The organism is Aquimarina spongiae, assembly GCF_900141785.1.
GTDB classification, from domain to species: domain Bacteria; phylum Bacteroidota; class Bacteroidia; order Flavobacteriales; family Flavobacteriaceae; genus Aquimarina; species Aquimarina spongiae.
The window spans coordinates 158,324-172,736 of record NZ_FQYP01000005.1; the positions used below are offsets into that span (position 1 = coordinate 158,324).

Genomic DNA, 14,413 nt, shown 5'->3' on the forward strand with positions numbered 1-14,413 from the left:
ATGGGAGAAAAGGTGTTATTAAATAGAATTGATGTAAAAGGTGGTGTATTGTCACCAGTAGAGTTACAGCATATTATAGAATATGCTGAAGAGCTGGGTTTGGATATGTTTCATTTTGGGTCAAGACAGGATATTATTTTTCCATTAAAAGATAAGCAAGGAAATTTAATCAGTGCTCATACTTCCTTTGATGCTGCTTTTTTTGCGTCAGAAAAACAACAAAATATTAGTTCTTCATATGTGTCAATGGATGTTCTGAATGCCACAGTCTGGTTAAGAGGAACTACTTATCTGTATATCCTTGAGGAGTTCAGGTATACTCCTGGATTAAAGATCAATATTGTTGATCCAAAACAACAAATGGTTCCTTTGTTTACAGGGGATTTGAATTTTATAGCCTCAGAACACGAAGATTATTGGTATTTGTTTTTGAAGCTTCCAGGATGGGAGGAAGTATACTATCCTGCACTTATTTACACCTGGGATATTGCTAAGATTGCAAAAGAAATAGAACGTGTTTATGAAGAAGTGGGTGAAGTAGACGCTCTTTTTCAACAGCTTAATAGTACCGTAAATACCAATAATAGAATCATAGAGAAACCTTTACAAGTGCAGTTTAGTCCTTTTCCGTATTATGAAGGAATGAATAAAATGGGGATCAATCAATATTGGTTGGGCTTGTACTGGAGAAATAATCAATACGATCTTAAATTTCTAAAGGCGCTTTGTGAGTTCTGTGTAGAACATAAGATTGGTAAAATATGTCTTACACCCTGGAAATCTTTTATAATAAAAGGAATACCTCGAGAAAGTAAACTGACCTTAGAAAAATTATTAGGACAATTTGGAATTAATGTTCGTCATTCAGCTTTAGAATTGAATTGGCACTTGCCTGTAGATAATGCTAAGGCCTTTGATCTTAAGAAGTTTTTGGTCATGAATTTTGATCAAAATGACATTAGTACTTATGGCTTAACTTTTGGCATTACCGCAGATAGAAATCAAAGTCATTATTTTACTTCTATTATGATAGAAGAAAATAAAACACCGCAAAATTTGACAGATTTTGTAGTGAGGCCTACCTATAATGTATTGCATGCCAAAAACTTTGATCCAAATACCAGAAAATATATCGCATATGCCCAGGGGATAGACCAAATGGACTTGCCTGGATTGTTGTTAGAGCTTACAAAAACTTATTTCCGAAACCTGGGAGTTCCTTCTTCAGAACAATCTTCCAGTTCTGATGCTAATAAAGAGGTGCTAGAAATAGAAGTGTATCAGTGTAGTAATTGCCATACAATTTACGATCCTTCTGTGGGGGATGTGGTTCAGGAAATCGATGCGGGAGTAGCATTTGATGATTTGCCTGATGAGTATTGTTGTTCGGTTTGTGAATCCCCGAAAACGTATTTTAAAAGCATGATCCTGGCGATAAATGCCTAAAGGAGCGTGCTGTTGTTTATTTCTGAAAAAAGAATAGTTTTTGCTTTTCTAATTGTTTCTACCTCTAATTTTTAATAGCTATTTGTTTGAAAAGAATGAAATTTCTGCATTTACAAATTAGTAAATGCATAATTTAGGGTATTTATTTTTTTTCAAAATGTAATAATTTGATGTATGCCCTATATTTGTTAGGGTATTTTTTATAAATAACCTTTAAATCTATAAATTTGCTATGTAAATAATAGGGGTCTGGTCTGTAAAAAAATATTTTTAAGTAATAACCCCTAAAATTTATAGGGTATGTTTTTTTTGAATAGAGTATGGTTTCAATAAAAAAACATAGTAATCAAATACAAATTAGTAACCAAATTTTATGCTTATGAATTTAGAAGAAGTTATTATGGCATCAATCGCAGAGTTTTTAGATGTAGAAGTTCATAGAGATACTGAAACATTGGATTTATCTTCCAAAATAGAAATTGTGCAGAAACGAATGGTCGATAAAATAAAAAATAACCCCAATTTACCCTTTGTCGGAACTACTACCTCAAACTATGAATATGAGATGTTTTTCAGCAGTAACCCAAATGATATGATTAAAATCGATGGTTGGATACCTATCGAAACAGACAAAATTGGTAAAGCCGATAAGATATCAGAATATATCGAAATAGGATTATTACGAAAAATAGAAGCAAGTTATAGCTAACAAACATTAGTTATGCCGGTTTCTGAAAGGCATGCAGTTTTACATTATATCAACCACAATAAATATTAAATTGCATAATTAGTTTTTAAGTTTTAGGTCATAGTGTACACTATGACCTTTTTTTATTACCAATGAAAATCTCTGTCTTTTACAGTGATGTTTTCAGGGACAAAAGTATCTACAAAGGTGCTGGTAGTAGAAAATTGCTTGTGTCTAAATTGAATTTTTAAAGTATCGTCTTCTAATTGCAGAATTTTAAAGTATTTGTAGTTTTTATCAATCTTTAGGAGTTCAGGAAATTGCTTACTTGTCTGTTTGATATACGAAATCCCTTCTTTGTTTTGAACGAATTGCCACTGCCCACTCAAAGTTGGACCGCAATTTTCTTGTTTACCGTTGTTATCTTCAAAGGTTTTGTTGGACTGGTAAGTAATTCGATAAGTTAAGAAACAACCTGTCATGTTCATTCGTACCCCATCGTTATAGCGCCAGGCAAGTTTCCAGGTCTTTTGGGTTTCTCCAGAAAGCGCTTGCATCGCATTATCAGGCAAGATAAAAGATTTCTGCTTTGAGCAGGAAATAAGGCTTAAACTCACAGCAAGTAATAGGAATCTATATACAAAAGGATTTTTTTTCATAGAGATACAATTAGATTATGTTATGTAAGGATCAGATAGGTGTTTTGGATATACGAATTGTTAATACTTCTGTGTAAAAGTATTCTTCATTTACCAAAAATCAAATCGGTAATACTTTATTTTAGCAATGAAAAAATGATCTCATATGACAGAATATGTGCTTTTAACCGAGGATCAAAATTATTTTGTGGAATATTTAATCGGAGAATTAGTACTGTCTAACAGTATAAGTGAAGCTATGAAATTTGATGATGAACATCTGGCATTACGCTTTAAGCAAATGTTACATTCGTCTTGTGAATTGGTAACCAGTGTAAATACCTATATAGGGTAAATCATCCTTTCAATATCCTCTTACTAAGCGACAGATATAGTCCAAAATGCGATCTTTGCCTTCTATAAGATCTTCCAAAGTAATACCTACGTATTTATCTGGTGGCGTACCAGAACCTTTGGGAACGGTTTTATCGATTACATAATTGTCAATTTTTTCCATAAAGAGCATAAAACTGATTTTAGAATTAGGAAGCTCATAGTATACCGGAAACTCTCCGTTATGTGAATAATAACCGCCTCCCATTTCTTCTCCTATTACGGTAATATCCGGATCATTTTTTGCATTTAGCGCAAATGCGGCTGCACTAGAAAATGTAGTCCCGCTGGTGGTTACATATACTTTTCCTTTAAAACGGTTTTCGCTTGGAACCATAATGGTTTCTAAATCGTCAAAATCAATTTTCCAGCCATCATAAATAGGATGATTTTTGAATTTATAGGTTAAAAACGGCTTTTCATCCAAAAACCTTCTACTTACGTATTTCTTCTCTGGAATCGTGATCGAAGTAACATATTCACTAGTAATTTGTTTGAAAGGCTTGTCCGTAATAAAAGAAAACAGATGAATCGCATTGGGCCTGAAGCCTCCTTCATTTTGCCGGATGTCGATCACCAAATGCTTAATTTTTTTCTTGTTGATCTCTTTAAATATAGAAGTAAGATCTGATTTGAATTTTTGAATTTCTCTTCCGAAGGAATTAACTACCAATACAGCCAATTGTATATCATCTTTGTAATACACAAAAGGAGCTTTGCTGCCAATATATTGATCAAAAAAGTCAAACCCATTTTCTCTATTATGGTAGTTGGCAAAATACGATTGACGTTTAGTATTCCTCAATTTTACTTTTACAAAAGATTCGGCATCAACGGTTTTTGTATGATGCGCTCCATTGGGTTCGAGATATTCGATTTCAAATTTTCGGGTAATTCCATACTCATAGATATAATACAGCCCGAATTTTAATTCGATATCTCTATATTTTTTGGTGAGATTAAATCCATCTGTAGCAGGATACTTTTTAAAATCTTCGAGAATTTTGGTAATGTTTTGATTGTTGATCGCAATGATTTTTGATCCAACGGGAATATCAAAATCATCGGTATCTGTATAGAATTCGGTGTTTATAATTTTAAGAATTAAGGGGAAGTAGTATTGGTCACTCTTCAATGTATTGGGAGGAAAAAGAAAGAGGTGCCCATCTTTAATTCTATCGGTTATTCCCAGCATGTCTTTGAACAAGTCAATATCTGTAATCGAGTCCTTCAAATGCTCTTTAGTATCTTCAAAAACAAATTGTAAAGAATCTTCAGAAACGTAATCATAAAGGCTAGGGTGTCCTTTTTTCAAAATTCTTTCAAAGATATTGAGATCTTCTTTTACATGATCAGGGTCCAGTTGTTTCTGAGCAAATAAGGTATGCACAGAGATCCAAAAAAATACAATAAACCATGTTTTTGGTATCATTAAATTCTGAAATCGAAAATGTATTCTCGTACTAATGACTAATTCTAAATAAATATTGTTGCAATACCTTTGTTTTCCCTAAAGTAAAAGTAGCAAAATTACAACGTTCATCAGTAAATGAATATTATAAATTATCGCATAAAAAAAAGAATGCACATCGTGCATTCTTTTTCATTATTCTGTAAAAAGATGTATTAGTTCAGTTTTCTAAGTTGTTTCTGAATTTTTTTGATTGCCGTTTCTATTGATTTTTCGGGTTCTATTACATTGTATTCTCCCCAAAATCTTGGGTCAGAAAATCCAGAAGCCTCATCATTAATTACCACTGATGACTTTAATCGATCTTTCACTCGTATAGTTTCATTATTGTTGTTCTTCTTCCAGTCTGTAATGGCCATCTCAACATTTAATTTATAAACTGAGTTAAACAGTTTCTTTTTCCAGTTGATTTTGATAGCAAGATCAATTCGGCCGTATCCATAGTACCACTTCCCATCTTTTTCTCGATAGTCAATGTTGTACGAAGCTTCTGTGGGCTGCACCTTAGCATTTCTTGGTTTTTTTCGTACAAACATTTTACGCACTTCTTCTTTATTATCCATATTAAGACTGAAAACAGCCTTGGTCATTGCTAGAGTCTCGGCATCGATATATAATTTTCCACGATAAAGCGGCTCCGCAATATGAGGTCGTTGCTTAAATTTTAGAACATAAATATATTTGTCATTAATCTTGGTAGATTTGTCGAAACTAAACTCATAGGTTTCGATCATATTATCTGTAAAAAGAATTTCAGGATTCTTCATGACATCGATATATAATGTACTGGTTGGTCCTCCTTGTAGTTTTACAGTAAGTGTATCCAGTTTCTTATAGTCTGCACTTTTTCTCGCTTTATACAATTTTATAGCATCTGTTCTGGCAGATTTATAAGGGTTTTTGTATACGTCTACAACGGCTTCAGAAAGAGAAACATAGGTTCTTCTTTTTTTGATGGTTTCCCGATAAAAGGCAGTCATTATAGTATTGTCACTTAGATAATTGGTGCCTTTCTTTTTCATCACGGCCCGTATCAAAGCTTCCGGGTCTCTAGGGTCGATATTGACTTCAGATAACTCGGTAACCGTTGGATCCAATTCGATGGTTAGTAATTGACCATTAAAGGCTGATAATTGAACACTTTGGTCGTTGTATCCCAAGTGAGAAACGGTAATTTTACCATCAGCTTTGTCTTTTGGTACTTTTAAAAGAAAATCTCCTTCGTCATTGGTGATTGTCGAAATGTTGGTGCCTTGCAAAGATATCGTGGCAGAAGAAATGGGTTTGTTGGTACTTTTGTCAACAACCAATCCTTCGTACTCATTGTAATTTGCTTGATCAACTTGATAGGCTTGTATATTTGTTGAATATCCAATAATCAAAAATATAAACAAGGAAAAGGTCAGGTAATTTTTACGTATAAGCATACTTTTTTTGTTCATAGCTCCAGTTTTTAGGTTCTACATACTCGATCATGATTGAGATGACTCTCCAAGATACGCATTTTTGAGGACCTAAAGTTTTATAAAATAGTTAAAAAATACCTTAAAAGGAATGCTATTACTGGGATTAATGGATGTTATGGTGATTGCCAAACCAGTTTTTTAGCTTGATATTCAGAATTTCGGTGGTAAAAGGCTTGGTAATATAATCGTCCAACCCTTTTGCTATAAACCGTTCTGCATCACCAGGAAGTGCATTGGAGGTAAGTGCAATAATCGGAGGAACTTTTTTGTAATTTTTTCGAAGCTGCTCGCAAGTTTGTACTCCATCCAAATCGGGTAGGTTAATATCCATCAGAATTAAGTCGTATTTATCCTCTTCAAACATTTCTACTGCCTTTTTTCCACTTTTGGCAACATCTGCGGTACATCCTAAATACTTTAATATCTGGTTGGAGACCAAAATACTGGTTTCAGAGTCTTCTACCAATAACACATGAAGATCATATTTTTGATCCTCGTTATCTATTGAGGTCTTGTTAAGCTTCTCGGGATCAGCATCAGAAATTTTGGTTTTGAAAGTAAACCAAAAATTACTTCCTTTTCCGAGCTCACTTTTTACGCCTAACTTCCCATCCATAAGGCTTACCAATTTTTTGCTAATAGTAAGTCCAAGACCGCTACCTTCACCAGCCAAAATGGCTTCATCATGAAATTGACTAAATCGATTAAATAAAGCTTCCTGATCTTTTTTGCTAATTCCAATACCAGAGTCAATGACCTCTATCTTAACATGAATTTCTTTTCCCTTTTTTGCGTGTAAAGAGGAAACTATTTGGATAGTACCTTCGTCGGTAAATTTAATAGCATTACCTATTAGATTAGATATGATCTGAGTCAATCGGTTACCGTCGGCAATAATGTGTTGTGGTAACTTTTCAGAATAGTTCTGTACAATTTGAATCCCTTTTGCTCTGGATGTAGCAAGAAAAAGATCAGAGTTTTGTTGGATAAGTTGTTGTAGGTCGATATCCTTTGGAAGTAATTTAAGTTTGCCTTCTTCTATTTTGGATAGATCTAAAATTTGGTTCAGAATTTCAAGTAGATTTAATGAAGATTGATGTATGGTATTTACGTATTCCTTTTGCAAATTATCCAATTGGGTGTTTTTAAATAGAAGATCGATCATTCCAACAACACCTACCATAGGAGTTCTGATTTCATGACTCATATTGGCTAGAAAATCCTGTTTGAATTTTGAAGCTTTTAAGATTTGATTATTCTTTTCTTTTAGTCTATCAAGATTTCTCCCTCCAAACATGGCGAATAAACCCAGAAAAAAGGGTGCAGTATCAATAATATAATGAATAGGATAATTTTTTTGAACAAAGACTGCAGATTCCCATGAAAAATCCAGACCTAACTTTGCAATATCTAGACACGTAGCTAAGACCGGGAACAGACATCCAAAGAATATCCCGTACAACGTATATTTAGTGGTTTCAGTTTTCAACCAAGAGGTTTGCATAGTACAACTTTTTGGTTTAGTTCTTTACTTTAATAACTCTAAAATTATTACAGGTATCAGGGGGTGTCAATAGAGGATTACGAGCTAAATATAAGTTTTTTTTTCAAACCTAGTCGTTCATCCCAATTTGTAAGTCTTTTAGAGAAAATATAAACAACAAGAAAAGTCCGTGGTAACGCATTACCACGGACTTGTATTACCTTACTTTTAATGATTGTGTTATCCTTTGAAAACGTATTTTTTAAGCTTATATCCTTCCACTTTGATTAAATAAGTTTTAGGATCTACCAAATAGTGGATGTAATCATCCACCTGACCTTTATCAAGAAGTCTTCCATCCAAAGTATACAGAGAATACTTCAAACCTTGCGGTACCTCTATGATATGTCTGAACGTTTTTTGATCTGTAGTTTGTTGGCAAGTGTTATCAGCCAAAAATCTATTGATAAAAGTTATTCTTCCTTCTTCGTTTCCTTCAAGGGTAACTGTAGCAGAACTGTCTACATCAATAACTCCATTACCGGTTAGGTCTCCTAGAATTATTAAACAAGCATTTCTGATTTTAATCCGTGCTCCATCTTCAATATGCAGACTCTCCGTGATGAAAATTACGCCCTCGTCAGTATTTTCATCCAAACCATCGATTACAGTATTTTCTGTAACAGACATCAACTTATAAGAGATGTCAATTTTTGTATTCGCGAATACAACGCTTGTTAAGAACAAGGCAATTAGGGGTAAAAGTGTTTTCATAAAGTTTTGTTTTAGGGTTAAACCACTGTTTAGGTAAGTAAAAACTTACAAATAATGATTTTTTTTCGTTGTAAAACACAAAATCAACGACAATATACAACATTTTGAGTTAAAATCATACTTTTGGTCGGATTAAAATTGAGTTTTTTAAAGGTGGTTTAAATATTGTTACGGGAAAACCGCATTGTTACTAGGATTGTTAGTAGTGACTTTTTTTAGATTTTTTTAACTTTTTTTTAGTGGTTTGGGCTTATTAGGTTGATTTATAGTAGTCAAAGTGCTTCAAAGGGCATTGTTTCGAAAAAATAAAAAAAGTGCATTTTTTTTGGACTTTTTGTCCTAAAATACTGGTAATGAATACTACAACTTCATGAATCAAATCTTATTTTTTCGTTAAAACTTCAGTCAATAGCATTGAGGGAATAGCATTTTGTATAAATTACGCGCCATAAAAACGTAACGAATTCGCAATTCTTACGTCATATTTTAGATAACTAATCTTAATTTACTAAAAGAATGAGTGTAAAAATGAAAAATGTTTATTTTTTGGTAGCATTTGCAATTGCCTTTGTGAGTTGTAAAAATGAAACAAAGCAAGAAGAAGAAGTTGCCAAAGTAGAAAAAATCCCAGGTATTGTTCTTGAGAATATGGACACTACTGTAAACCCCAAAGATGATTTCTACAATTATGTAAACGGAAATTGGATGAAAAACACTGAAATCCCTGAAGATAGAACCCGTTGGGGAGGTTTTGGTGTGCTTCGTAAAAAGACAGATGATGATGTTTTGGGTATTATTAAAGAAGCTAAGGAAAGCGGAAAATATGCAGCTGGAACAGATCAGAACAAAGCGATCTTGATTTTTGAAGCAATAATGGATACTGTAGCCAGAGATAAAGCTGGTATAGAACCTTTAAAACCAGTATTGGCTAAAATAGATGCTGCTAAAAGTGTAGAGGACCTTGTTAATGTACTTACAAGCGAACCCGCAGCTTCTTCTCCTTATGTTGGCTTTACTTCATTTCCTGATTTAAATAACAGTGAAATCAATGCTCCTTATGTGTCTACAGGAGGACTAGGATTACCAGATCGTGATTATTATTTGGATCAGGATGACAAGTCCAAAGAAATAAGAGGGCAATATGTAGATCATATCACTCGTATGTTGCAATATCTAGGAGATTCTGAAGAAGATGCACGTAGAGCTGCAGAAAAGGTATTAGCTATTGAGACTAAATTGGCTGAGCCTAGGTTAGATAAAGTTCAAAGTCGTGATGCTAGAAACTTTAATAACCCAAGAAGTATAGCACAGCTTACAGAAATGACGCCTGCAATAGATTGGAATAAATTCATAAAAGATCTTGGGGTTACCAAACAACTAGACACTGTAATGGTATTACAGCCTAAGTACATGACAGCGCTACAAGAGGTGATTACAGGAACTGATATTGAAGACCTTAAAACAGTAGTAAGATGGTCAACCCTTAATAGTGCGGCAGGAGCTCTATCTACAGAAATTGAAAAAGCAAATTGGGATTTCTATAGCAAAACCCTTAGAGGAGCTTTGAAACAAAGACCGCTTAATGAACGTGCTTTGGCTAGAGTAAATGGTTCTGTTGGAGAAGCAATAGGACAGCTTTATGTAGATGCTAAATTTCCGCCAGAGGCAAAGGCTAAAGCGGAAAAAATGATAGCAAATGTTATCAAAGCTTACCAGAAACGAATTGAGAAATTAGACTGGATGAGTGATAGTACCAAATTAAAAGCTATCGAGAAACTGGATAAATTTACAGTTAAGATAGGATATCCAGATGAATGGGAAGACTACTCAAAATTAGATATCAAAGAAGGAAATTCGAATTTTGATAATATGATTGCTGTCAACAACTGGAATTTCAAAAAGAGTATGGCAGAGATAGGTGAACCAGTTGATAAAACTGAGTGGGGAATGTCTCCACAAACGGTAAATGCATATTTCAATCCATTATTTAACGAAATTGTGTTTCCTGCTGCTATTCTACAACCTCCATTCTATAATTACACTGCTGATGAAGCTGTAAACTACGGTGGTATTGGAGCAGTAATTGGTCATGAGATTTCTCACGCTTTTGATGATTCTGGAGCACGTTTCGATGCTGAAGGAAATCTTAAGAACTGGTGGACGGATGCAGATTTAGAAGCTTTTACAGAAAGAGGGAATTCACTTGCAGAACAATACGATGGCATTGAGGTACTTGATAGTGTATTTATCAATGGGAAATTCACTTTAGGAGAAAATATAGGTGACCTTGGTGGTGTTCTTGGTGCATTTGATGGCCTTCAGTTGCATTTTGCAGAAAATGGAAGACCTGAGCCGATAGATGGATTTACTGCAGAACAACGTTTCTTTATGTCTTGGGCAACAGTATGGAGAACTAAGATTCGAGATGATGCGTTAAGAACTCAAATCAAAACAGACCCTCACTCTCCTGGAGGTGTTAGAGCGATTCAGCCTTTACTGAACGTACAAGCGTTTTACGACGCCTTCGATATAAAACAAGGAGATCAAATGTATCTTGAGCCAGAGAAAAGAGTTAGTATTTGGTAAGACAGAGCAATAGAAATAAAAGCAAAACCCCGTCATCACGACGGGGTTTTTTAGTTCTCTTTAATTTCATTCATCAACAAGAAGGCTTTGTTTACATAGTCTTTTTCCAGAAAAAGTGTAAAGTAATTAGAAGTTGATATAACTTCGAATACCGGAATACCTTCATAAGCCAATAGCTTAAAAATATAGAAATAGAGTCCTATCACCTTCGAGTTGTCCTCGGGAAGAGCAATAGACATGGAAGATAAGTTGTCAGCAACAGAAATACAGGTTTCTTTTTTAAAATGTTTTTCTACAGTCTCTTTCAAAGATGAAGAGACCAGAATATTGCTCTCCTGAAAATTACTCGAATAGGTAAAATAGGCTTTGGTTTCGTCTTTCACACTATTAAGTAGATTAGATTGACTCGTTAAAATGGTATTTGAGTTCAAAAAAGTATATTCGGTAATTCCAGATCTAACTACAATATCTCCAAGATTCCTTAAATTATCGATATGTTTGATACGCCTGGGGTGGTAACGGCGCAAAGCCATTACTATCGATCCCGGTTTTACAGGTTTTCTCATTATTTTTTCTACTTGCGGCAGAAGATCAACCGCAAGAGAACTAAAGTTGATGATATCTCTGGAAAGCGCATCCTCTAAGAAAGGTTGATGTCGTAGTATATTATGAACGCAATCTGTAATAGTCTTCATTGTTATATATTTAACATAATGTACAAATTTATGCTTTTTCTTTTAAATTATTTACACTGTGTGCTGAATTAACTAACTATGCACTGTTAAACAATTTACAAAAAGAATAGACGATGAAAATTTTAAAGTTTGGAGGAACTTCTGTAGGATCTGTTGAAAATTTGCATAAGATCAAAAACATCCTTACTTCAGATGAAGATGAAAAAATTGTGGTGTGCTCTGCAATGTCAGGGGTGACGGACCATTTAGTGCGTCTAGTAGAGAGTGTAAGGTTAAAGGATACCGAAGCTATTACTAGAAGCTTACATCGTCTAGAGAGCAAACACAGTGATGTGATTGATGAATTGATCAAAAATCAGGAGGTTAAGGATGAATTAAAAGAAGGCTTGTCTTCTATGATTACCGAGCTTTTCGAAATTGCTAATCAAGATTATTCTGAAATTGTAAATTCTCAGATCATCACTTACGGGGAGACGATACTTACCTTTATATTTTCGGGTTTTTTAAACCAAATAGGAGTTTCGAATGTGCTGTTGGATGCTAAGCAATTTATGCATGTAGGTGCTGTAGAAAATCCCGATATCGCTTTGGTAGGTAAGAAGATCAACAAAGTGCTATCGGATAATCTTCAATCCGGCATTTATATCACGCAGGGATTTGTTTGTATTAATGAAGAAGGTAATTTGAGTCATCTGAAAAGAGGAGGGAGTGATTATACGGCTACGATTATTGGAGCTGCTATAAATGCATCAGAAGTTCAGATCTGGACCGATATTGATGGGTTACATAACAATGACCCTAGATATGTTGATGAAACACATCCAATATCACACCTTACTTATAATGAAGCAGCAGAGCTTGCTTATTTTGGAGCCAAAATTTTGCATCCTCAAACGGTTTCTCCGGTAGTAAATAAGGATATTCCGGTTTTGCTGAAAAACACTTTTGATCCTGAAGCCCCCGGAACTATTATTTCTAACAAAACATATAGAAAAGGACTGAAAGCCATATCTGCAAAAGATGGGATCACCGCCATCAAAATTAAATCCAACAGAATGCTGATGGCTCATGGGTACTTGAGAAGAATCTTTGAGGTTTTTGACAATTATAAAACCTCTATTGATATGATTACTACTTCAGAAATTGCAATTTCTTTGACTATTGATGATACCACTAATCTTGATAAGATCGTGAAAGAAATTGAGAGTTATGCTGAAATAACGGTGGAGCAGAATCATAGTATTATATGTATCGTCGGAGAATCTGTGATTAATGATAAGAATTCGTATAAACTATTCGAAATATTAAACTACATACCTGTACGTATGGTTTCTTATGGAGGTAGTAATAACAATATTTCAATTTTGGTAGATACCAAAGACAAAATACCAACATTAAGATTTTTGAACGAAAAACTATTTCAAGTTCAACATGAAATAGTTGTATAATTGTTTGTTATGTAATTTGTATAAAAGCAAGGTAAAGGTTTTGATATCCATACGTAATATAAAATTCAAAGCTTGATCCTTGCTTTTTTACTCTTTTTCTATTCTTCCTACCTGTGTAGCAACTTAATGGTAGTAATATTTAGGTTTTATATCGATTGATTACAAAGGTTAATATTTATAAATCTGTACTACCTTTTGTTGTATCTTTTCTCAATCTACGTTTCCTTTGTTAATGATAATTATGATGTAGATTTTACTCGTAAAAATCGTAAAGACTGAAATCCTGGATTTTTTGATTTTCTTAAGAAAATTGTAGGCAACCTTTTTCATTTATAAGGTCTTAAGGGTAATAAAAGCGTTGAAATCAATTCTAGATTACAAATTTTACTTGTTAAGGTTATGTTATTTTAATGTAGTGCGGGTTTTAATCAAGCTTTATTGAACTATATTTAAAATTCGAATAGTCAGGGAACAACCATAGTCATAACATTTCTTTTCTCTTGTATTGATACGTATAGTAGATGTACAATGATAAGTTTGTTGGACTACACCAAATCAATTTTATGTGCGTGAATAATACTTACTCTTTTCTTATCGGGCTACTTTTTTTTTCATTGTTAACTCCTGGGCTTACCACTTTGCAAGCACAGACAGATTCGGAAAAAAAGTCTTATTACAAATGGTTTGATAATTCTGTAGGAAATCAAAACACAGATCTGTACAACGGTACTATTTTTATCAATAGATATCGTACCATCGGAGAGAAACATCGATTTTTTGAAGTTGAAGACTTTTTAGATGGAAGCGTCACCTATGATGGAAACAATTACTATGACTTACCCATGCAGTATGATGTCTATCAAGACCAACTCATCGTAAAGTTAAAACAAGGATATGCTAATATTGCTTTACAATTAATAAAAGATAAAGTAGAAGCTTTTGAAATTGGTGATACTCCATTCGTTAGAGTAACTAATGATAGTATGAAACAGGTAGGGTCAGATGGGTTTTATGAAGTGTTAGTGCGAAGCCCCAAACTTACGCTACTCAAAAAACATAGCAAAAGCCGGCAAAAGAGGGTAAGGAAAGGACAATCCTATTACGATTTTGTAAGTAAGGTGAATTATGTGGTCTACTATAAAGAGAAATACTATCCCGCAAAAAGTAAAAGTGATGTTTTGGATATTTTCCCAGAACTGAAAGAAGAAGTGAATGAGTATTATTCTTTATCAAGAAAACTTCTTAAAACAAACCCTGATGTCTTTCGCTCGGCATTGTTCAAAAAATTGATAAGTCTAATTTCTAACACAAATAATTCTTAATTT

Annotated in this window: 12 protein-coding genes; 6 read left to right on the forward strand and 6 right to left on the reverse strand. The window is 33.8% G+C overall.

Features of this window, described 5'->3' with window-relative positions; translation table 11 throughout:
* Together BUE24_RS12400 and BUE24_RS12405 are read left to right on the forward strand one after the other, a co-directional pair.
* Positions 1 to 1,446 (forward strand): rubredoxin, encoded by a 1,446-nt coding sequence (locus BUE24_RS12400; RefSeq protein WP_073316345.1) that lies wholly within the window; start codon positions 1 to 3, stop codon positions 1,444 to 1,446.
* A 379-nt stretch (positions 1,447 to 1,825) separates the two neighbouring features.
* Positions 1,826 to 2,155 carry a hypothetical protein gene (locus tag BUE24_RS12405; RefSeq protein ID WP_073316346.1) on the forward strand — a complete coding sequence of 110 codons (330 nt, stop codon included), beginning with the start codon at positions 1,826 to 1,828 and terminating at the stop codon, positions 2,153 to 2,155.
* A gap of 125 nt (positions 2,156 to 2,280) precedes the next feature.
* Here the strand turns inward: BUE24_RS12405 and BUE24_RS12410 are convergent, their stop codons facing one another.
* Positions 2,281 to 2,793, reverse strand: coding sequence for a lipocalin-like domain-containing protein (locus BUE24_RS12410; RefSeq protein ID WP_073316347.1), 513 nt, complete (start codon positions 2,791 to 2,793; stop codon positions 2,281 to 2,283).
* 145 nt (positions 2,794 to 2,938) lie between these two features.
* Between BUE24_RS12410 and BUE24_RS12415 the strand changes: the two genes are divergently transcribed.
* Positions 2,939 to 3,127 (forward strand): hypothetical protein, encoded by a 189-nt coding sequence (locus tag BUE24_RS12415; protein ID WP_073316348.1) that lies wholly within the window; start codon positions 2,939 to 2,941, stop codon positions 3,125 to 3,127.
* Positions 3,128 to 3,136: 9 nt separating this feature from the next.
* On the opposite strand, the gene BUE24_RS12420 is transcribed toward BUE24_RS12415, so the two are convergent.
* The 4 genes from BUE24_RS12420 to BUE24_RS12435 form a co-directional block, all read right to left on the reverse strand.
* The gene (locus BUE24_RS12420) at positions 3,137 to 4,597 is read right to left on the reverse strand and encodes a S41 family peptidase (RefSeq protein WP_073316349.1); all 1,461 of its coding nucleotides are present in this window, start codon (positions 4,595 to 4,597) and stop codon (positions 3,137 to 3,139) included.
* Between the two features lie 194 nt (positions 4,598 to 4,791).
* Complete coding sequence (locus BUE24_RS12425) at positions 4,792 to 6,078, reverse strand: carboxypeptidase-like regulatory domain-containing protein (RefSeq protein ID WP_073316350.1); 1,287 nt, start codon at positions 6,076 to 6,078, stop codon at positions 4,792 to 4,794.
* A gap of 127 nt (positions 6,079 to 6,205) precedes the next feature.
* Positions 6,206 to 7,606: an ATP-binding protein gene (locus BUE24_RS12430; protein WP_073316351.1), complete on the reverse strand. Its 1,401-nt coding sequence runs from the start codon at positions 7,604 to 7,606 to the stop codon at positions 6,206 to 6,208.
* Between the two features lie 219 nt (positions 7,607 to 7,825).
* Positions 7,826 to 8,359 (reverse strand): hypothetical protein, encoded by a 534-nt coding sequence (locus BUE24_RS12435; protein ID WP_073316352.1) that lies wholly within the window; start codon positions 8,357 to 8,359, stop codon positions 7,826 to 7,828.
* Positions 8,360 to 8,887: 528 nt separating this feature from the next.
* Here BUE24_RS12435 and BUE24_RS12440 point away from each other — a divergent pair.
* Positions 8,888 to 10,945 (forward strand): M13 family metallopeptidase, encoded by a 2,058-nt coding sequence (locus BUE24_RS12440; protein WP_073316614.1) that lies wholly within the window; start codon positions 8,888 to 8,890, stop codon positions 10,943 to 10,945.
* A 50-nt stretch (positions 10,946 to 10,995) separates the two neighbouring features.
* Here BUE24_RS12440 and BUE24_RS12445 read toward each other — a convergent pair whose 3' ends face one another.
* Positions 10,996 to 11,640 carry a hypothetical protein gene (locus BUE24_RS12445; protein WP_073316353.1) on the reverse strand — a complete coding sequence of 215 codons (645 nt, stop codon included), beginning with the start codon at positions 11,638 to 11,640 and terminating at the stop codon, positions 10,996 to 10,998.
* A 113-nt stretch (positions 11,641 to 11,753) separates the two neighbouring features.
* On the opposite strand from BUE24_RS12445, the gene BUE24_RS12450 reads away from it, so the two are divergent.
* Both BUE24_RS12450 and BUE24_RS12455 read left to right on the forward strand, forming a co-directional pair.
* Complete coding sequence (locus tag BUE24_RS12450; protein ID WP_073316354.1) at positions 11,754 to 13,088, forward strand: aspartate kinase; 1,335 nt, start codon at positions 11,754 to 11,756, stop codon at positions 13,086 to 13,088.
* A 569-nt stretch (positions 13,089 to 13,657) separates the two neighbouring features.
* On the forward strand, positions 13,658 to 14,410 hold the full coding sequence (locus BUE24_RS12455; protein ID WP_139241989.1) for a hypothetical protein: 753 nt from the start codon (positions 13,658 to 13,660) through the stop codon (positions 14,408 to 14,410).
* The last annotated feature ends 3 nt before the right edge of the window (positions 14,411 to 14,413 follow it).